18 protein-coding genes are annotated in these 21,625 nt (G+C 33.8%); 6 read left to right on the top strand and 12 right to left on the bottom strand.

Going from position 1 to position 21,625, the window contains the following annotated elements; genetic code table 11:
• Positions 1-4: 4 nt before the first annotated feature.
• The gene (gene carB, locus QWY90_RS11265) at positions 5-2,857 is read right to left on the bottom strand and encodes a carbamoyl-phosphate synthase large subunit (RefSeq protein WP_290286971.1); all 2,853 of its coding nucleotides are present in this window, start codon (positions 2,855-2,857) and stop codon (positions 5-7) included.
• Positions 2,858-3,157: 300 nt separating this feature from the next.
• Positions 3,158-3,319, bottom strand: a complete 162-nt coding sequence (gene rpmH, locus QWY90_RS11270; protein WP_022828464.1) for a 50S ribosomal protein L34 — start codon at positions 3,317-3,319, stop codon at positions 3,158-3,160.
• Positions 3,320-3,473: 154 nt separating this feature from the next.
• Here rpmH and QWY90_RS11275 point away from each other — a divergent pair, with 154 nt between their 5' ends.
• Entirely contained in the window at positions 3,474-3,989 is a 516-nt protein-coding gene (locus QWY90_RS11275) for a DUF2892 domain-containing protein (protein WP_290286031.1), read from the top strand.
• Between the two features lie 74 nt (positions 3,990-4,063).
• Here QWY90_RS11275 and ilvA read toward each other — a convergent pair whose 3' ends face one another.
• The 7 genes from ilvA to QWY90_RS11310 form a co-directional block, all read right to left on the bottom strand.
• Positions 4,064-5,308 (bottom strand): threonine ammonia-lyase IlvA, encoded by a 1,245-nt coding sequence (gene ilvA, locus QWY90_RS11280; protein ID WP_290286032.1) that lies wholly within the window; start codon positions 5,306-5,308, stop codon positions 4,064-4,066.
• 24 nt (positions 5,309-5,332) lie between these two features.
• Positions 5,333-6,811 (bottom strand): ketol-acid reductoisomerase, encoded by a 1,479-nt coding sequence (gene ilvC / locus QWY90_RS11285; RefSeq protein WP_290286033.1) that lies wholly within the window; start codon positions 6,809-6,811, stop codon positions 5,333-5,335.
• Positions 6,812-6,873: 62 nt separating this feature from the next.
• A complete protein-coding gene (ilvN, locus tag QWY90_RS11290; RefSeq protein WP_290286034.1) occupies positions 6,874-7,461 on the bottom strand; it encodes an acetolactate synthase small subunit in 588 nt (195 codons plus the stop codon).
• Positions 7,462-7,471: 10 nt separating this feature from the next.
• Positions 7,472-9,220, bottom strand: coding sequence for a biosynthetic-type acetolactate synthase large subunit (gene ilvB, locus QWY90_RS11295; RefSeq protein WP_290286035.1), 1,749 nt, complete (start codon positions 9,218-9,220; stop codon positions 7,472-7,474).
• An 11-nt stretch (positions 9,221-9,231) separates the two neighbouring features.
• Positions 9,232-10,911 carry a dihydroxy-acid dehydratase gene (gene ilvD, locus QWY90_RS11300; RefSeq protein ID WP_290286036.1) on the bottom strand — a complete coding sequence of 560 codons (1,680 nt, stop codon included), beginning with the start codon at positions 10,909-10,911 and terminating at the stop codon, positions 9,232-9,234.
• A gap of 341 nt (positions 10,912-11,252) precedes the next feature.
• Positions 11,253-12,146 carry a lytic transglycosylase domain-containing protein gene (locus QWY90_RS11305; RefSeq protein WP_290286037.1) on the bottom strand — a complete coding sequence of 298 codons (894 nt, stop codon included), beginning with the start codon at positions 12,144-12,146 and terminating at the stop codon, positions 11,253-11,255.
• Between the two features lie 44 nt (positions 12,147-12,190).
• Positions 12,191-12,856, bottom strand: a complete 666-nt coding sequence (locus QWY90_RS11310) for an alpha/beta hydrolase (RefSeq protein ID WP_290286038.1) — start codon at positions 12,854-12,856, stop codon at positions 12,191-12,193.
• 69 nt (positions 12,857-12,925) lie between these two features.
• Between QWY90_RS11310 and QWY90_RS11315 the strand changes: the two genes are divergently transcribed.
• Positions 12,926-13,237: a GNAT family N-acetyltransferase gene (locus QWY90_RS11315; RefSeq protein WP_290286039.1), complete on the top strand. Its 312-nt coding sequence runs from the start codon at positions 12,926-12,928 to the stop codon at positions 13,235-13,237.
• Positions 13,238-13,274: 37 nt separating this feature from the next.
• On the opposite strand, the gene mtaB is transcribed toward QWY90_RS11315, so the two are convergent.
• The 3 genes from mtaB to QWY90_RS11330 form a co-directional block, all read right to left on the bottom strand.
• A complete protein-coding gene (mtaB, locus tag QWY90_RS11320) occupies positions 13,275-14,603 on the bottom strand; it encodes a tRNA (N(6)-L-threonylcarbamoyladenosine(37)-C(2))-methylthiotransferase MtaB (protein WP_290286040.1) in 1,329 nt (442 codons plus the stop codon).
• Positions 14,604-14,733: 130 nt separating this feature from the next.
• Positions 14,734-15,909 (bottom strand): GlmU family protein, encoded by a 1,176-nt coding sequence (locus QWY90_RS11325; protein ID WP_290286041.1) that lies wholly within the window; start codon positions 15,907-15,909, stop codon positions 14,734-14,736.
• 109 nt (positions 15,910-16,018) lie between these two features.
• Entirely contained in the window at positions 16,019-16,270 is a 252-nt protein-coding gene (locus tag QWY90_RS11330; protein WP_290286042.1) for a type B 50S ribosomal protein L31, read from the bottom strand.
• Between the two features lie 223 nt (positions 16,271-16,493).
• On the opposite strand from QWY90_RS11330, the gene QWY90_RS11335 reads away from it, so the two are divergent.
• The 4 genes from QWY90_RS11335 to QWY90_RS11350 are packed head-to-tail and all read left to right on the top strand — an operon-like array spanning position 16,494 to position 21,566.
• Positions 16,494-17,021: a DUF4199 domain-containing protein gene (locus QWY90_RS11335; protein ID WP_336622162.1), complete on the top strand. Its 528-nt coding sequence runs from the start codon at positions 16,494-16,496 to the stop codon at positions 17,019-17,021.
• On the top strand, positions 17,022-17,978 hold the full coding sequence (locus tag QWY90_RS11340; protein WP_290286043.1) for a glycosyltransferase family 2 protein: 957 nt from the start codon (positions 17,022-17,024) through the stop codon (positions 17,976-17,978). It begins immediately after the preceding gene.
• Between the two features lie 31 nt (positions 17,979-18,009).
• Positions 18,010-19,737, top strand: a complete 1,728-nt coding sequence (locus QWY90_RS11345; RefSeq protein ID WP_290286044.1) for a phospho-sugar mutase — start codon at positions 18,010-18,012, stop codon at positions 19,735-19,737.
• Positions 19,737-21,566, top strand: a complete 1,830-nt coding sequence (locus QWY90_RS11350) for an ABC transporter ATP-binding protein (protein ID WP_290286045.1) — start codon at positions 19,737-19,739, stop codon at positions 21,564-21,566. Before QWY90_RS11345 ends, QWY90_RS11350 begins: the two co-directional genes overlap by 1 nt.
• Positions 21,567-21,625: the final 59 nt, after the last annotated feature.

Below are 21,625 nucleotides of genomic sequence, written 5' to 3' on the forward strand. Positions count from 1 at the left end.
TTATTTACTTACTCAAATACATCTTACGTCTAGAATACAATTCATAAAACTGATCATCCTTCAAATCATCAATAAACAAAATACTTTCACCTGTGGATTTCATTTCTGGTCCGAGAGCTTTGTTAACATCTTTGAATTTACTAAAAGAAAAAATAGGTTGTTTAATGGCAAAACCTTTCAGTTGTGGATTGAATTTAAAATCGGTTACCTTATTTACACCAAGCATCACTTTTGTAGCATAATTTACATACGGTTCACCATAGGCCTTGGCAATAAAAGGCACGGTTCTAGAAGCTCTCGGATTGGCTTCAATTATATAAACGATGTCGTCTTTTATGGCAAACTGAATGTTAATCAACCCTACAGTTCGCAATGCTAAAGCAATTTTTTTGGTATGATCTTTAATTTGTTGCATCACAAATTCACCCAAATTAAACGGTGGTAAAGTCGCATTAGAATCCCCTGAATGGATTCCGCAAGGCTCTATATGTTCCATGATTCCGATGATGTAGACATTTTCACCATCACAAATGGCATCCGCTTCAGCTTCAATTGCTCCGTCTAAATAATGGTCCAACAGCAATTTATTTCCCGGAATATTTTTCAGCAAATCGATAACATGTTCTTCCAATTCTTGTTTGTTGATAACAATCTTCATCCCTTGTCCACCCAAAACATAAGAAGGACGAACCAATAATGGAAAATCCAACACATCTGCTAAAGCACTTGCTTGGTCAGCATTTTCAGCAATTCCAAATTGAGGAAACGGAATCTTTAACTCGGTCAACAATTCTGAGAATCTACCTCTGTCTTCTGCTAAATCCAAAGCATCAAATGAAGTTCCAAGAATTTTTATATCGTATTTTGATAATTTCTCCGCCAATTTCAAAGCTGTTTGTCCACCAAGTTGCACGATAACACCTTCAGGTTTTTCATGACGGATTATATCATAAATATGTTCCCAAAATACGGGCTCAAAATATAACTTGTCAGCCGTATCAAAATCGGTTGAAACTGTTTCTGGATTACAGTTAATCATGATGGTTTCGTAACCGCATTCTTTTGCTGCCAAAACACCGTGAACACAAGAATAATCAAACTCAATTCCCTGACCAATTCTGTTTGGTCCTGAACCCAAAACGACTACTTTCTTTTTATCAGTTACAATACTTTCGTTATGAACGTAACGTTGTCCATTTGCCGTTTCAATTTCAGCTTCGAATGTCGAATAATAATAAGGCGTTAGTGCTTTAAATTCGGCCGCACAAGTATCAACCAATTTGTAAACACGCTTGATATTCTTCTCGTCACGCAGTTTATAAACTTGGCTTTCCAAACATTTAAGCATGTGCGCAATTTGTCTGTCTCCGTAGCCTTTTTGCTTCGCTTCCAATAATAATTCTTTTGGAAGATTAGTGATATTGTATTTTGAAATTTCTTTTTCTATCGTATATAATTCTTCGTATTGTTTCAAAAACCACATGTCAATCTTTGTAATTTCGTGGATTCTGCTCAATGGAATTCCCATTGCAATGGCATCATAAATCACAAACACTCTGTCCCAACTTGCAAAAGTTAACTTCTCGATGATTTGCTCGTAGTTCTTATACCCTTTCCCGTCTGCTCCTAATCCGTTACGTTTAATTTCTAGTGATTGTGTGGCTTTGTGCAATGCTTCTTGGAATGAACGTCCGATTCCCATAACTTCACCAACCGATTTCATTTGCAATCCCAACGTTCTGTCAGCACCTTCAAATTTGTCGAAGTTCCAACGTGGAATTTTTACAATTACGTAATCTAAAGTCGGTTCGAATAAGGCCGAAGTTGATTTGGTGATTTGATTTGGTAACTCATCTAAATGATATCCTAAAGCTAATTTTGAAGCTACTTTTGCAATCGGATAACCCGTTGCCTTTGATGCTAATGCCGATGAACGCGAAACTCTAGGATTGATTTCTATCGCAACTATATCTTCTTTCTCGTCTGGTGAAACGGCGAACTGCACATTACAACCACCAGCAAAATTCCCTATTGAACGCATCATCAAAATAGCGTAATCCCGCATTCTTTGAAAAGTGGTATCCGATAGCGTCATTGCTGGTGCAACCGTGATTGAATCTCCTGTATGGATTCCCATTGGATCCATATTTTCGATGGAACAGATAATGACTACGTTGTCGTTTTTATCGCGAAGTAATTCTAATTCGTATTCTTTCCAACCTATTAATGCTTTGTCAATCAAGACTTCGTGTATAGGTGACATTTCTAAACCGTAAGTTAGTTTTTCGTCAAATTCTTCTTTGGTGTGCACAAAAGCAGCTCCGGTTCCACCAAGCGTAAACGAAGGTCGAATTACTAGTGGAAAGCCGAATTCTTGTGCAATTTCTTTTCCTTTTAAGAATGAGGTTGCTGTTTTGGCTGGTGCTGTTGGTACGCCTATTCTTGCTAATAGTTGTTTGAATTTTTCCCTGTCTTCGGTAACGTTAATAGCATTAACATCAACGCCGATTAATCTAACATTAAAATCTTCCCAGATTCCTTTTTCGTCCGCTTCTAAACAAAGGTTTAAGGCTGTTTGTCCTCCCATAGTTGGCAAAACAGCATCAATTTGTGGATGCTCTTTTAGGATTTGGATGATTGATTTTGTGGTTAATGGTAATAAGTAAACATGATCCGCCATACTTGGATCCGTCATAATTGTTGCCGGATTGGAATTGATTAGGATAACTTCAATTCCTTCTTCGCGGATGGAGCGTGCCGATTGGGAACCGGCATAATCAAATTCGCATGCCTGCCCGATTACGATTGGACCTGAACCTATGATTAAAACCGATTTGATTGAATTGTCTTTTGGCATTGTCTGTTGTTGTGTAGTTAGTTGTTGTGTTATTTCAAAATTCATCATTCCTTGTTCATCTGTTCATCTGTTCAACATTATTTTTTTGAAGTTTGAACTTCGATTAAAGAATGTTGAATTTTGAACTTTTGGCACTAGCCCCGATAGCAGTGGAAATCCTTTTTATTTTTCTTTAAAAATAAAAAGATTGGAACGGATAGCGGGAAATAGCTCCTAAAAATTATCAATATTTATGAACATGATATAAAAAAAGCCGCTACTAATAAAAGTAACGGCTTGATATTGATTAATTACTAATCATTATTTTTTGTGTCTTGGTTCACAAGAAACAGTCAATTTATGTCTTCCTTTAGCTCTACGACGCGCTAGAACTTTTCTTCCGTTCGCAGATTCCATTCTGTCCATAAATCCGTGTTTATTTCTTCTCTTTCTTTTCGATGGTTGAAACGTTCTTTTGCTCATTGCTTTGTATCTTTAAAATCGTGTATTATTCTCTTTTGTATTGGCCCTTCCAAAACCGAGTGCAAATATACAAACCTTTTTTTTTCTGGCAAGTAGTTTTATAAAAATATTTTCAATTCATTTTATTACCTTTGCGGCACAAAAATTATAACTTATGTTTCACAGATTTATTAAATTAATTATAGCTGCCTTATTAGTGGCAACAGCTGTTTGGCAGTTTACAGAAGGAAATGTTGGTAACGGAATATTTTTAATTCTGTTAACGGCTATTCCGATTTTTCTATACTACAAAAACGAATTTATCCTTTTGGCCTTTTTAAAATTGAGAAAACAAGATTTTCCTGGAGCCAAAGTTTGGTTGGATAAAATCAAAAATCCGGAAACGGCTTTGGTTAGAAAGCAACAAGGGTATTATAATTATCTTCATGGCTTGATGATGTCGCAAACGAATTTACACCAATCGGAGAAGTTCTTTAAGAAAGCGATTGAATTGGGTTTGAGTATGGATATGGATTTGGCTGTAGCGAAATTAAATCTAGCTGGAATTGCGATGTCAAGAAGACGTAAATTGGAAGCTACCTCTTTATTAAATGAAGCTAAAAAGTTGGATAAACAAAATATGCTGGCTGATCAGATTAAGATGATGAAAGAGCAAATGAAGAAGATTTAAGATAGACTTATTAGACTGGCTAGACTTTTAGAAATAAAAAACGTCCTGAAATTCTCAGGACGTTTTTTTATGATTTAGCCAATCAGTTGAGCGTATAAATCTTCTTTTTCATTTAGATAGCGGTATTCAAATCCATGCTCTTTCATTCTTTCTTTGATAGCGTCAATATCTTCTTTATTTTTGAGTTCTAAGCCAACTAATGCGGGTGCGATTTCTCTATTATTTTTTTTGGTAAACTGGAAAAAAGTAATGTCGTCTTCTTTGTTTAATATTTTATTTACAAACTCCTTCAAAGCTCCGGGACGCTGCGGAAATTGAATCATAAAATAATGCTTCAATCCTTCGTATAAAAGGGAACGTTCTTTTATTTCTTCTGTCCTTTCGATATCATTATTGCTTCCACTGACAATGCAAACCACATTTTTTCCTTTTATTTCTTCTTTATAAAAATCTAATGCTGCTATAGAAAGTGCTCCGGCTGGTTCAACTACCATAGCTTCTTCGTTATATAATCGCAAAATGGTAGTGCACACTTTTCCTTCAGGAACCAAGACAATGTCATCAAGATTTTGTTTGCAAATTTCAAAATTTAATTGTCCAACCTGCTTTACTGCAGCGCCATCAACAAATTTATCGATAGTTTCTAAATAAGTGTTTTCACCGTTTGCAATAGAAGTTTTCATGGCAGGTGCGCCTAATGGTTCAACTCCAATAATTTTAGTTTTTGGACTTAACTCAGCAAAAACAGTTGAAAGTCCGGCAGATAATCCGCCACCGCCTATTGGAACAAAAACATAATCAATAGGTTCCTTTGCTGCTTCTAAAATTTCTAAACCTACAGTTCCTTGTCCGGCAATAACTTTTATATCATCAAAAGGGTGAATAAAAACTTTATGGTTTTCGTTAGCATTTTTTATTCCTTTAGCATAAGCATCATCAAAAGTATTTCCCGTTAAGACGATTTCTACAAATGATTTCCCGAACAATTGCACTTGTTTAATTTTTTGCTTTGGAGTAGTTTTTGGCATGTAAATAATGCCGTTTATTCGAAGTAAATTACAAGAATAAGCAACGCCTTGAGCATGATTTCCGGCACTAGCACAAACTATTCCTTGTGCTTTTTCAGCATCCGAAAGCGAACTCATTTTGTTATAAGCACCCCGAATTTTATAAGAACGAACGACTTGCAAATCTTCTCTTTTTAAAAGAATTTTAGCATCAAATTCATCTGATAAATTTAGGTTTTCAGTCAATGGGGTAACTTGAACTACGCCATTCAACTGCTTTTTTGCTTGTACTATTTCTTGAAACAAATTCATTTTACACTCATCAATTAAGATTTCTTACTCCACAATTTTTTTCATTGCTGTCATTGCACTACGAAGTTCAGCTCCACAAATTTCAATGGAATGATTTCGGATTGCCGCATTTGTTTTAACTAGTTCAAAATTATCAACACCTGCATTTACTGCGTTATTGAAATTTTTCCCAATTAAATTTGTATCTACATTTTTCATGAAATCTGCTAAAAGTGGTTTGCAAGCATGATCAAACAAGTAGCAACCATATTCAGCCGTATCAGAAATTACACGATTCATTTCGAAGAGTTTTTTTCTGGCAATTGTATTGGCGATGAGTGGCGTTTCATGTAATGATTCATAATAAGCAGATTCATCTTTAATTCCGGCAGAAGTCATCGTTTCATAGGCCAATTCAACTCCAGATTTCACAAACGCAACCATTAAAGTGGCGTTGTCAAAATACTCTTGTTCTGAGATTTCCATAGTTCCGGCGGCAGTTTTTTCAAAATCAGTTTGTCCTGTTGCTTCGCGCCAAGTCAATAAATTTTTATCGCCATTGGCCCAATCTTCCATCATAGTTTTTGAAAATTCACCTGATAAAATATCGTCCATATGTTTTTTAAACAAAGGCGTCATAATTGTTTTCAATTCTTCTGCTAATTTAAAAGCTTCGATTTTTGCGGGATTAGAAAGGCGGTCCATCATGTTTGTAATTCCACCTATTTTCAATGCTTCAGTAATTACTTCCCAACCGTATTGTACCAATTTAGAAGCATAGGAAGCATCGATTCCTTTTTCAATCATTTTGTTAAAACTAAGAATCGATCCTGTTTGTAACAAGCCACAAAGAATGGTTTGTTCGCCCATCAAATCCGATTTTACTTCAGCTACAAACGATGAAAGTAATACACCTGCTTTGTGTCCGCCAGTTCCAACGCAATACGCTTTTGCAATTTCTAAACCATCACCATTTGGATCGTTATCCGAATGTACTGCTATTAAAGTTGGCACACCAAAACCACGTAAATATTCCGCTCGAACTTCTGAAGCTGGCGATTTTGGTGCAATCATAACTACTGTTATATCTTTACGTATTTGCATGCCTTCTTCCACAATATTAAATCCATGAGAATACGACAAACAGGCACCATTCTTCATCAAAGGCACAATTTTATTTATTGCTGGCGTATGTTGCTTGTCTGGTGCTAAATTGGAAACCAAATCAGCAGTTGGGATAATTTCTTCAAAAGTTCCTACTTCAAATCCGTTTTCAGTAGCATTAACATAGGAAGCGCGTTTGTTATCAATGGCTTCTTGACGCAAGGCATAAGCGACTTTAAGTCCACTATCGCGTAGGTTTTGACCTTGAGCTAAACCTTGAGCGCCACAACCAATGATTACTATTTTTTTACCTTTAAGCTTTGAAACTCCGTTTAAAAACTCATCGCTTTGCATAAAATCACATTTTCCTAATTCCTGAACTTTTAAACGATGAGGAAGTGAGTTGAAATAATTTGACATTGTATTTTTATTTTAGTGTTTTTAATATTATTTATTTTTTGAAATGATCATTTTTATTGAAACTACATTTCGAAAATCATACTCTTATGATTTAAAAATTCGTTATTGATTTGTTTTTTCGTTGGATCATTTTTTTCCATATCCAATACTTTTTTGTGAACCCCTTCACTTGATTTAATAATGGCAATTCGAGAACTTTTTACAAATTCTATTAAATTATATTTTGATAATTCCGTCAATAAATTATTAACTTCTTCATCTTGACCTGTAGTCTCAAAAACGGTATAGTCATCTCTAATAACCACTGCTCGTGCGCCAAATTCTCTGAGCAATCGTTCTACTTTTACGTCTTTCATTATAACCGATGTGGGTACTTTGTAGAGTGCTATTTGTTGCCAGATAATTTCATCATTGGTGTTGTAAAAAACCTTAAAAACTTCCACATTTTTTTCTAATTGACGTGCAATATTTTTTACTACCGTTTCGGTTTCCTTTATAACAATAGTAAAGCGGTAGATATTTTCAATTTCACTTGGTGAAGAATTAAAGCTGTTTAAACTTATTTTTCGTCTCGAAAAAATGATGGCTATTTTATTGAGTAGTCCAACTTGATTTTCGGTATAAACGGTTAATGTATATTCTTGTGTCATTTTTGTAGCTTTAGATTTCTTCTTTGCTTAATACTATTTCTGCAACGCCTTTTCCTTGCGGAACCATAGGAAAAACATTGTCTTCATGAACTACGGCTACTTCCAAAAGATACGAACTTGGGTTGTCTAACATTTGTTTCAACCCTTCTCTTAGTTCTTCTCGTTTAGATATTTGCTTTCCATCAATACCATAAGCATTACCCACTTGAACAAAATTTGGACTTTGTATGTCAGTAAATGAATAGCGTTTTTCATGGAAAAGTTCTTGCCATTGTCTAACCATTCCTAGAAAACTATTGTTTAAAATCAAGATTTTAACATTGGGTTTAAACTGCATTATTGTTCCTAATTCTTGAAGATTCATTTGTGCTCCACCGTCACCCATGATGGCAACAACTTGTCGTTCTGGCGCACCTAATTTTGCTCCAATAGCTGCAGGAAGTGCATATCCCATTGTTCCCAATCCGCCACTAGTAATATTACTTCTAGTTTTATTTTGTTTAGAATAACGACAGGCTACCATTTGGTGCTGCCCTACATCGGTTACAATTACAGCATCTCCATTGGTTAGTTCATTTAGTACATTTATAACTTCTCCCATGGTTAAACCACCTTCAGTAGGATTAAGTTCTTTTTCAATTAGTGTTGACGTTTCCTTTTCTTTTTTGATTTCAAATTCTTTAAACCATTCTGGGCGTGGTTTATTTTCAATTAGAGTAGTTAGCAAAGGCAAGGTTTCTTTACAATCGCCCCAAATAGATACTGTTGTTTGTACATTTTTATCAATTTCGGCTGGATCAATATCTAAATGAATGACTTTTGCTTGTTTGGCATATTTATCCAATCTTCCCGTTACACGATCGTCAAATCGCATTCCGACAGCAATTAAAACATCACATTCGTTTGTTAAAAAATTTGGTCCATAATTACCGTGCATTCCTAACATTCCGACACCTAACGGGTGATCTGTTGGAATAGCGCTCATTCCCATGATTGTCCAAGCTGCCGGTAAATTTCCTTTTTCAATAAAATTTTGGAATTCTTTTTCTGCATTACCTAAAATGACACCTTGACCAAATATTACAAATGGTTTCTTAGCTTCGTTAATTAATTTGGCAGCTTCTTTAATATATTCAGGTCTAACAATTGGATTTGGTCTGTAACTCCTAACATGTATGCATGGTCTGTAGCCAATATATTCAAACAATTGAAGCTGAGCGTTTTTAGTAATGTCAATTAAAACCGGTCCTGGACGACCACTTTTTGCAATATAAAATGCTTTAGCTAAAATCTCGGGGATTTCAGTTGCATCAGTAATTTGATAATTCCATTTGGTAATTGGAGTAGTAATATTAATAATATCCGTTTCTTGAAAGGCATCGGTTCCCAATAAATGTGCAAAAACTTGTCCAGTTATACAAACAAGAGGAGTAGAATCTATTAACGCATCTGCTAAACCTGTAACCAAGTTTGTTGCGCCTGGTCCGCTAGTAGCAAAAACAACTCCTGTTTTTCCGCTGACTCTTGCATACCCTTGAGCGGCATGAATGGCTCCTTGTTCGTGTCGCACCAAAATATGATTTAGTTTGCTTTTAAAATCAAACAGCGCATCATAAATTGGCATAATGGCGCCACCAGGATAACCAAAAACGGTATCTACTTTTTCAGATAGCAAAGCATCAATTACTGCTAAGCTTCCCGTTGTAGAAATAGGTTTTTTTTCGGTTTTATTGATGGAATCGAGTTCTAATGTTTTCATAATTTTATTTTTTAATCTTCATCCGTAACACAACCTTCAGAAGCGTCTTTTACTAATTTTACATACTTATACAATACTCCTGTAGTAACTTTTAAAGGAGGAAGTATTAATTTTTTTCGTCTTTCATCTAGTTCTGAATCTGTCACTTTAAGATGTATTGTATTATTTACTGCGTCAATTTCTATAGTATCTTCATCATTTACTAATGCAATTGTACCACCATCAAAAGCTTCTGGTGCTATATGTCCAACAACAAAACCATGTGTGCCTCCACTAAATCTTCCATCGGTAATTAAGGCAACACTTTTTCCTAATCCGGCACCAATTAAGGCAGAAGTTGGTTTAAGCATTTCCGGCATTCCGGGACCACCTTTTGGCCCAACATATCGAATAACAACAACGTCACCGGCTTTAATTTTTTTGTCTTCAATACCTTGAATTAATTCTTTTTCGCCATCAAAGACTCTGGCTGGACCAGTAAATTTTTCACCTTCTTTTCCTGTAATTTTTGCTACGGAACCTTTGATTGCTAAATTTCCATATAAGATTTGAAGATGACCCGTTTCTTTAATTGGACTTTCAATAGGACGAATTATATTCTGATCTTCAAAATCGATTTCAACTACATTTTCTAGATTTTCAGCCAATGTTTTTCCAGTAACCGTGATGCAGTTTCCGTGAAGCATTCCTTTGCTCAATAAATATTTTAAGACCATTGGAACTCCGCCTTTTTCGTGAAGGTTTTGCATTAAATAATTTCCTCCAGGTTTAAAATCAGCTATTAATGGTGTTGTATTACTTATTCTTTGAAAATCGTCTTGTGTAATTTTTACACCCACACTTTTTGCCATGGCTATAATATGCAGTACTGCATTTGTACTTCCACCTAGTGCTATTAAAGTTGTAATTGCATTTTCAAAGGCTTCGAAAGTCATAATATCTTTCGGGCAAATATTTTTTTCTAATAATAGTTTTATAAATTGAGCTGCTTGTTTACACTCTTCAATTTTCTCATGACTTACAGCGGGATTTGAACTCGAATAAGGCAAACTCATTCCGAGAGCTTCTATTGCGATTGCCATAGTATTTGCAGTGTACATTCCACCACAAGCACCAGCACCAGGGCAAGAATTTTTAATAATCCCTTTAAATTCTTCTTCGGATATTTTTCCAGCAATTTTTTCACCCAAAGCCTCGAAAGCCGATACTATATTCAAGTCTTTTCCTTGATATTTTCCTGGAGCAATTGTTCCTCCATAAACCATTATCGAAGGACGATTTAACCTTCCCATTGCTATTATAGAACCTGGCATGTTTTTGTCACAACCAGGTATGGCAATTACACCATCATAATAATGACCCGCAACGACACTTTCAATACTATCTGCTATGATTTCTCGACTTACAAGAGAATAGCGCATTCCATCTGTTCCGTTTGTAATACCATCACTAATACCAATTGTGTTAAAAATTAATCCTACCATATTAGAGGCATTAACTTCAACTTTTATATAAGATGCTAAATGGTTTAAGTGCATGTTACACGTATTTCCGTCATAACCCATTGAAGCAATTCCAATAAAAGGTTGGGCTAACTGTTCGTCATTCAAACCAATACCGTACAACATAGCTTGAGCTGCAGGTTGAGTTGGATCTTGAGTTACGGTTTTACTGTGTTTGTTTAATTCCATTATTTAGATTATTTCTTGTAATTCTTTTTGCTTTGAATTCTGTAAATTTATAATTGAAAAGTATTTTTATAATATCATTATTTAATTTTTTACAGTATCAGATTAATTTTTTATTGAGTTAATTAATTGATATTATGCATTTTAAATTTATTTTTTTACGATGTCAATTACTTAATTATTAGCTTGTGTTTTCTTATTTATTTAAAAATGAAAGTCATAAACAAAAAAATACCTCCCAAATAATTTAGAAGGTATTTACTTTTTTTGCTAATAAGAAAGTCTCCTATCCAAATTTTGAAAAATAGTACTAGAGACAATGTTAAATAATATCATATCTGTAATTAATAGCCCGAAAGTGGTATTTCAATCTCGTATTTTTTTCTGGTAGAATTAATTAATTTTTTGTCTCGCAACCAAGGATTATGAATCTTTAAAATTTTATAATTGATACCTTGTGTTTTGGCAAAATCAGCTAAATCATTAATAGTACTGTCTACTTCTATTTTTTTAGAAGGGATTTGAGCATACAAATCACCTGAAAAAATACTAAATCCATATTGTGCCGGATTTTTCATAATTTCTTTTAATGCCAAAATTCTAAAGACATAACGAGAAGTTTCTTCAGTCAAAGCCAAATCGTAGTAATTGGCAACTTTTTGTTCTTCTATTTTTTTCCCAACTCCACTCATTCCACCATTATACGATGCTGCAGCTAATGTCCATGAACCAAATTTTTCTTTTGCTGACAATAAATATTTACAAGCCGCTTCAGTTGATTTTTCTAAATCATAACGTTCATCAACAATATCATTAACTTCCATTCCCTTTTCTTTAGCAGTATCTGGCATAAATTGCCAAACACCTTTTGCCCCTGAACCCGAAACAGCATTTGTTAAACCACTTTCGATTACGGCTAAATATTTGAAATCATCAGGCACACCATATTTAGCTAAAATCGGTTCAATGATTGGAAAAACTCTGTTAGCACGTTTAATAATCAAAGCGGTTGTTGCATCTAAATTGGCATTGATAAGTAACTCTCGGTCTAATCGTTCTTTTACATCATTAATCTGCAATGGTGCAGTTTCGCCTGCAAAATCAACAGTTGTTGGAAAATACATTGCTGTTCCTTCATGTAGCAATTTTTCTTTGCTATCTCCGGAAACTCCAAAAACTAGTATTCCAGAAACTAAAATTACTACGAATGTAGATAGTAGGGCTCTATTCGTTTTCATAATCATTCATTTTATAATGTAAAGCTAAAAAAAATAAGTAGTAATCACTCCTTTTCTAATATAATTTTAGGCAAATTTTCGTTTAGCCATCTGTATTTTGTTAAGATCATGATATGAGTTCCACCCTTAACTTGGATACATTTTTTTATTTGTTTTATTGGAAAAACTTCATCAGCATCGCCATGAATATGAATAATTTCATTGTCTATTTCTGTTCGATTCCAATTGATTATTTGCTCAATTGCCCAATCTAAATACACTTTATCACGAATGGAAAGAAATTTTTCATAGAGCTTTATTTTTTGCTTTAAAATAGATGAACCGAAAGTAAATTTGGCTAAAAGCTCAATGTTTTCAAACAGTTTCGTCGGAATTAGTTTGTAAGCTTTAGTAGTTTTAGCAATTTTCATGCTTCTTGATAATTCTGCATTTGATTTTACACTTGAAATAATAATTACCTTTTTTGGATTTACAAATGACTTCATTTCCTGAACTAAAATTCCGCCAAAGGAAACACCAATTAAAATAACATTTTCATGTTTTACATTTCTTGCTATTCGCATAGCGTAAGCTTTTAATGACTCATTTTTATTGGGTAAAACCCATTCTAATAAATGCTTTTCAAAAGTTTCAGCAGGTAATTGAATTCGTTCAAAAATACTTGAACTTGCTGCCATTCCTGGCATAAAATAAACATGAACTTTTGCCATTATTTAACTTAAAACTGGTTAATTATTAGTAACTTTGCATAAAAATAATCCTTTTTATTTACTTGATTTATGGAAGCGACAGTAATTTTAGAAAAAATTGAAATTAAGGACAACACCTTTGCACGTCAATTTGAGACTTTGGTTGATGGAAAATTAATTTCTGTAGAATATTCATTTCAAGAGAAGAAGATTTTCTTAACGAGAATAAATGTTTTTGATGGTTTTGACAATGATGAATTCATTAATGATTTACTTAAGAACATTATGGAAATTGCTTATGAAAGAAAACTTAAAGTTGTTCCGATTTTACCAAAAATTGCGCTTTTCTTTAGAAAAAATGTGTGTTACAGAGATTTACTTCCACCTGGAATTAAAATATAATGAAAAAAAAAAACGTCCCGAATTTGGGACGTTTTTTTTATGCTTCAACATTCAAAAATTCTAATCTGACACTTCCGTCTTCATCTATTTTCGACAAATTGATTTCGTGTAATGTATTAACCAATTCCGGATTCCAAGGTGTTTTTACTTTTATGTAATTTTCGGTAAAACCGTGAATATATCCTTCCTTATTTTCACCTTCAAAAAGTACTTTTCTATTGGTTCCAATTTGACTTTCATAAAATGCACGACGCTTTTTTACTGACAATCCTCTGAGCATTTTACTTCTTTTGTTTCTCACATTCATTGGAACAACTTCAGGCATTTCGGCTGCTTCGGTATTGTCTCTTTCAGAATATGTGAAAACGTGTAAATAAGAAATATCCATTTCGTTTAAGAAATTATAAGTTTCCAGAAAATTTTCATCCGTTTCACCCGGAAAACCAACAATTACATCAACCCCAATACAGGCATACGGCATTACTTCACGAATTTTATTTACTCTTTCCGTATATACTTCGCGTAAATAACGGCGTTTCATTTTCTTCAAAATTTCATTGCTACCTGATTGTAATGGAATATGAAAGTGAGGTACAAAGGTTCTGCTATTTGAAACAAATTCGATAGTTTCATTTTTTAACAGATTTGGTTCAATAGATGAAATTCGGAGTCTTTCAATGCCTTTAACTTTATCTAGAGCCTGAACTAAATCAAGAAAAGTATGTTCGTGTTTTTTGTTTCCGAATTCGCCTTTACCGTAATCTCCAATATTTACACCTGTCAAAACGATTTCTTTTATTCCTTGTTTCGAAATATCTGAAGCATTTTTTAGCACATTTTCCAAAGCATCACTTCGAGAAATTCCTCTTGCTAGTGGAATTGTGCAATAAGTACATTTGTAATCGCAACCGTCCTGAACTTTCAAAAATGCTCGCGTTCTGTCTCCAATGGAATAACTACCAACGTAGAAATCGGCTTCCTCAATTTCGCACGAGTGCACTTCGCCCATATCATTTTTGGACAAATCATTTATATAATCGGTGATTTTGAATTTTTCAGTAGCACCCAAAACCAAATCAACACCATCGACGGCAGCCAATTCTTCTGGTTTCAATTGAGCATAACAACCTACCGCTGCAACGAAGGCTTTATCGTTGCGCCTCATTGCTTTTTTTACAATTTGTTTGAATTGTTTATCGGCATTTTCTGTAACCGAACAGGTATTGATAACATAAATATCAGCGAGTTCTTCAAAATCGACACGGTCAAAACCTTCTTCACTAAAATTTCTCGCGATGGTAGAAGTTTCGGAGAAATTCAATTTGCATCCTAAAGTGTAGAATGCTACTTTCTTTTTTTGTATCATAAAATTACTCAATTAATGAAATCGTTGTCAAAAATTGAATGGACAAATTTAGGCAAAATTTTAAACTAAAAATAGCCACTGATTCACTAATTAAAAAAAAATATGTGAATCAGTGGCTATAGATTATAATCTATTCTTTTCTGTATTTTTTAGTGATTTCGAAAACGTGCTCTAATATTTTAGCATCCTCATCTGAAAACGCCACTTGCCGACGTGCCATTACTATTTTGGCGGTTTGAAATGCTTTAGAAGTTAGATAAGTAGTAAAACCCGAAGCTCCGCCCCAAGAAAAACTTGGTACAAAATTTCGTGGAAACCCAGAACCAAAAATATTAGCAGAAACCCCAACTACAGTTCCAGTGTTGAACATTGTATTAATACCACACTTACTGTGATCACCCATCATTAACCCACAAAATTGCAATCCTGTTTTGGCAAAACCATCTGTTTCATAACTCCACAAACGCACTTCTTCATAATTATTTTTAAGATTCGAATTGTTAGTATCTGCACCTAAATTACACCATTCGCCTAAAACAGAGTTTCCTAAAAATCCATCATGTCCTTTATTGGAATAGCCCATCAAAACTGAATTGCTTACTTCTCCGCCAATCACAGAATGAGGTCCAACTGTTGTCGCGCCATAAACTTTAGAAGCCAATTTCACTCTACCCGATTCGCATAAAGCAAAAGGTCCTCGAATTACTGAACCTTCCATGATTTCGGCATTTTTTCCTATATAAACTGGCCCTGTCGAAGCATTTAAAGTTACAAATTCGAGCTTTGCTCCTTCTTCGATAAATATATTTTCGGATGAAATTACATTCACACTTTTTGGAATTGGTTGTGAATGTCTACCTTCTGTAATTAGTTCAAAATCTTCGCGTAAGGCTGCATCGTTTTTAGCAAAAATATCCCAAGTATGTTGGACTGTTAGACATTCTTCGCTAAATTCGATTATTTCATAACTATCAAAATCGACTTCTTCCTGTGTATCATTTGTATAAAAAGCAATGACTTCATCACCTTGAAAAATGGCTTGATTTTTCTCTAAACTTTTTACCATTTCAGCAAGAATATCATTTGGCAGGAAAGAAGCATTAATCATAACGTTATCTTCCATTTCAACCATTGGAAACTTTTCGGAAAGATATTCTTCGGTCAAAGTTGTCGTTGTGTAGCCTAAATATTTTTCCCATTTTTCACGAATTGTCAAAATTCCGATGCGAATATCAGCAACTGGTCTTGTGAATGTAAATGGTAAAAGAGCATTTCGAACTGTTCCGTCAAAAAGTATGTAGTTCATTTTGGTTCCAGGTTATTAGGTTTTGAGCTCAAAGTTACAAAAGTTTATGGCATAAAAAAACCACTCTCTTTTGGAGAATGGTCTTAATAAAATTGAAGCACTAATACTATTATTTAGTATGTTTAGCGTATTTAGTTTTAAATTTATCAATACGTCCAGCAGTATCAATAAGTTTAGATTTACCTGTGTAAAAAGGATGAGAAGTTCTAGAAATTTCCATTTTGAAAACTGGATATTCAACACCTTCGTGTGTTATTGTTTCTTTTGTTTCTACTGTTGATTTAGTTATAAAAACATCTTCGTTTGACATGTCTTTAAAAGCAACTAATCTGTAATTTTCCGGGTGAATTCCTTGTTTCATGATAAATCTTTTTATTGTTATGAAGTAGTTTTGTTTTGAAGCTTTCTTTATGAAAGGTATAAACTGGCTACAACTTTTATTTTTCTTTTTTAATTAGAGTGTGCAAAAATACAACTATTTTTTAAAAATCAAACCAATATGTAACTTTTTTTAATTGTTTTGTACTTACGAAAAAGTAATTACGGAATTACTATATTTGTTAATTAATTGATAGCTGAATATTATGAATGAAATTATTAAGAAGAACGCCTTAACCTTTGGTTTTATTATTGGTCTATTTTCAGTATTAACAACCACCTTAATTTATATTATTGATTTAGAACTTTTTACAAAGTGGTGGATTGGAATCATAACTATATCCTTTTCTATTGCCATTGGATGTTATTTGGTCATAAAGACCAAGAAAGAAATGGGAACTATAAGTTTTAAGGAAACATTTTCTGTTTATTTTATTGCTGCATCAATTGGATATTTAATTTCTAATCTTTTTAATTATTTACTATTCAATTTTATTGATCCCGAAGCAAAAGAAAAAATTAAGGAAATTGTTATAAAGTATACTGTTGACATATTAGAAAAAGTGGGAAGCCCAAAATCAGCTATAAATGAAACTATTCAAAAAATGAATGAAACAGATAGTTATTCCATTGGAAATCTGCTTTTTGGATATGCTTTTTCTTTAGTTATTATTGCTATTTTCGGATTAATATTAGCTGCTATTTTCAAATCAAAACCTTCTCAAGGATTATAAATGAATTTATCCATAATAATTCCACTTCTTAACGAACAGGAATCTTTACCCGAGTTACACCAATGGATTGTTAAAGTAATGACAACCCACAATTATAGCTATGAAGTAATTTTTATAGATGATGGAAGCACGGATGAGTCGTGGGAAATTATTGAACAACTTTCAAAGGAAAATCAAAACGTAAAAGGAATTCGTTTTCTTACGAATTTTGGCAAATCGCAAGCGTTACATGCCGGTTTTGCCAAAGCCAAAGGCGATGTGATAATTACCATGGATGCAGATTTACAAGATAGTCCTGAGGAAATTCCAGATTTATATAACATGGTTGTAAACCAAAACTATGATTTGGTCTCGGGTTGGAAAAAGAAACGTTATGATTCGGTTGTTGGTAAAAATTTACCTTCTAAATTGTTTAATTGGGCTGCCCGAAAAACGTCTGGTGTTCAGTTGAATGATTTCAACTGTGGGTTAAAAGCGTATAAAAATATCGTTGTCAAAAACATAGAAGTTTCTGGTGAAATGCATCGTTATATTCCTGTTTTAGCTAAGAATGCTGGGTTCGGAAACATTGGCGAAAAAGTAGTGATCCATCAAGCTCGAAAATATGGCGAATCAAAATTTGGGATGAGCCGATTTATAAATGGTTTCCTGGATTTAATTACCATTTGGTTTTTATCCAAATATGGGAAACGCCCAATGCATCTTTTTGGCGCTGGTGGCGTGGTAATGTTTTTAATTGGATTTGTATCCACAGGCTTAATAATAACTTTAAAATTGGTTAAACTATATTCAGGTTTTCGAACTGTTTTAGTCACTGAAAATCCACTTTTTTATATTGCTTTAACAGCTATGATTATAGGTTCTCAACTATTTTTAGCAGGATTTTTGGGCGAGATAATTTTGAGAACAAAGAACAACGAAGAACGCTATAAAATTTCTAAAGAAGTGAATTTGTAATTTGACTTTAGAATCGAATAAAAATAAGATCATGCAAATAGAACAACATATATTAGACAAAGTAAACGAATGGCTTTCGCCAACATTTGATCAAAAAACGCAAGACGAAATCAAAAAAATGATGACTTCTTCTCCAAAAAACTTAGAAGAAAGTTTTTATAAAAATTTGGAGTTCGGAACTGGCGGAATGCGCGGAATAATGGGCGTTGGAACCAATCGTATCAACAAATATACGCTCGGAAAAAACACTCAGGGTTTATCTGATTATTTGAAAAAATCATTCCCAGGCGAAAAATTAAAAGTCGCTATAGCTTATGATTGCCGACATAATAGCGATACTTTGGCTAAAGTAGTTGCAGATGTTTTTTCGGCAAACGGAATTCAGGTCTATTTGTTTTCAGAAATGCGACCAACTCCAGAATTATCCTTTGCTGTTAGATATTTAAATTGTCATGCCGGAATTGTTTTAACAGCTTCTCACAATCCGCCTGAATATAACGGATACAAAGTATATTGGCAAGATGGCGGACAATTAGTTCCTCCAAACGATGCCGAAATTGTTCAAGTAATTGAAGACTTAAAATACAGCGAAATCAAATTTGATGCAAACGAAAATTTAATCGAATATATTGATGTTGCCGTTGATGAAGCTTTCGCCAAATCGACAGTTGAAAATGCAAGTTTCAACACATCGGCGGAAGCCAGAAAAAATTTAAAAATTGCTTATACATCATTACACGGAACTTCTATTAAAATGGTTCCTAAAGTGTTAGAAAAAGCAGGTTACACCGACATCAATATTGTTCCTGAACAAGCTGAACCTAATGGTGATTTTCCAACTGTCGTTTCTCCAAATCCAGAAGAACCTGAAGCATTGACCATGGCTTTGGCTTTGGCAGATAAAATAAATGCAGATATAGTTTTTGGAACGGATCCTGACAGCGACCGTCTTGGTGTGGCCGTCAGAAATAATAGAGGAGAAATGCAGTTATTAAATGGAAACCAAACGATGGTTGTCATGACACATTATCTTTTGGAACAATGGAAAAAAGCAGGAAAGATTGATGGTAAACAATTCATCGGTTCAACAATTGTTTCCACACCAATGATGTTGGAATTGGCTACTGCTTATGGTGTAGAATGCAAAGTTGGATTAACGGGATTCAAATGGATTGCCAAATTTATCAGAGATTTTCCAGAACTGAAATTTATTGGAGGTGGAGAAGAAAGCTTCGGATTTATGGTTGGTGACGCTGTTCGCGATAAAGATGCAGTGGGCGCGATTTTATTAATGTGTGAAATTGCGGCTCAGGCTAAAGAAAAAGGAAGTTCGGTTTATAAAGAATTAGAACAAATGTATGTTGACTTTGGTTTTTATAAAGAACATTTGATTTCGATTACCAAAAAAGGAATTGAAGGCGCAAATGAAATAAAGCAAATGATGGTTGACATGCGCGAGAAACCAGTTTCTGAAATTAATGGGCAACGTATAGTTATGGTGGAAGATTATCAAAACTCATCAGCAAGAAATCTATTGAGCAACGAAACAGAAACCTTGAACGTTCCAAAATCGGATGTATTGATTTATTATTTAGAAGACGGTTCAAAAATATGTGCGCGTCCAAGTGGAACGGAACCAAAAATTAAATTCTATTTTAGTGTAAATACTACCATCGAAAACGTTGATGAAATTCCGGCTGCTGAAGTATTTCTAAATACTAAAATCAAAAACATCATTTCAGAAATGCAATTGAACTAATGGATAGTAATCTAAAAAAATTAATTCCTTTTGCCCTAAAATACAAGAACAATGTAATTTTAAACATAATCTTTAATATATTTTATGCCTTTTTTTCAACATTGGGAATGATTTCTATAATTCCAACTTTGAAAGTTCTTTTTAAGGAAACGGAACAAGTAACAGTTCATCCAACATATAAAGGCATTGGCTATTTGGGTAAATATGGAGAAGAATTATTGAATTATTATATCACGAAATTATCAACAGAAAGAGGCGAAGAATATGCACTTATACTTGTAGTTTCCATTGTAATTGTGATTTTTTTACTGAAAAATATCTTTAATTATTTGGCCTCTTTTCATGTAACAAGATTAAGAACCGGCGTTTTAAAAGACTTACGAGAAAAGTTATATCAAAAAATTATTCATCTTCCTGTTTCCTATTATTCTGATGCACGAAAAGGGGACGTAATGTCGAGAATGCTTGGTGATATAAATGAAGTTCAAAACTCCTTTTTTCAGGTATTGGAATTAGTAGTTCGTGAACCTTTGACTATTATTTTTTCAATTGTTGCAATGTTGGCTATTAGTACAAAATTGACACTTTTTGTGTTTATTTTCATTCCGATTTCCGGATTAATCATTTCCAGAATTGGAAAAAATCTGAAAGCAAAATCAAAAAAAGCGCAACAGGAAACGGGCTATTTTATTTCGATTTTAGATGAAACTTTGGGCGGAATGAAAGTCGTAAAAAGCTATAATGCCGAGAATCTTTTCATTTCAAAATTCAACACTTCGGTTAAAAAATTACAACAGCTGTCCAATAGTATCGGAAACAAAAGCAATTTGGCTTCGCCGATGAGTGAATTTCTAGGAATACTAACTATTGCTGTACTTTTATATTATGGGGGATATATGGTTATAGTTGATAAATCATTGGCAAGTACTGCTTTTCTTGGTTATATAGCTCTGGCTTATACTATATTAACTCCAGCTAAAAACATTTCAAAAGCATCATATCAGGTAAAAACTGGTTTAGCTGCAGCCGAACGTGTCTTCACTTTGATGGAAGAAGAAAACGCAATTACCTCAAAAGAAAATGCCATTCATAAGGATACTTTTGAAACCGGAATTTCTATAAAAAACATCAACTTTAGATATCACGAGGACAATGTATTAAAGGATTTTTCACTTGAAGTTCCAAAAGGAAAAACTATTGCCTTGGTTGGACAATCGGGAAGCGGAAAAAGTACAATTGCTAATTTACTGACTCGTTTTTATGATGTTAATGAAGGTAAAATTACCATTGACAATGTTGATATTAAAGACATGGATTTGCAATCGTTGCGTGGTTTAATGGGATTGGTAACACAAGATTCTATTTTGTTTAACGATACCATAAAAGCAAATATTTCATTAGGAAAACTTGATGCTACAGATGATGAAGTAATCGCTGCTTTGAAGATTGCTAACGCTTATGAATTTGTTAAAGACTTACCGGAAGGTATATATACCAACATTGGCGACAGCGGAAACAAACTTTCGGGCGGACAAAAACAACGCTTGTCAATTGCACGTGCTGTATTGAAAAATCCACCAATAATGATTCTGGATGAAGCCACTTCGGCACTGGATACTGAAAGTGAAAGATTGGTCCAAATTGCTTTAGAAAACATGATGCAAAACCGAACTTCTATTGTAATTGCTCATCGCCTTTCTACCATTCAAAAAGCCGATATGATTGTGGTTATGCAAAAAGGAAAAATTGTAGAGCAGGGAAATCACGAAGAACTTTTAGCCAAAAACGGAACCTATTCTAAGTTGGTTTCGATGCAGTCATTTGATTAATATTAAGACTGAATTTATGAAAAGAGAATATTTTGGAATGTTGTTTATCATAATTTTTA

The organism is Flavobacterium paronense, from assembly GCF_030409795.1.
GTDB lineage: Bacteria > Bacteroidota > Bacteroidia > Flavobacteriales > Flavobacteriaceae > Flavobacterium > Flavobacterium paronense.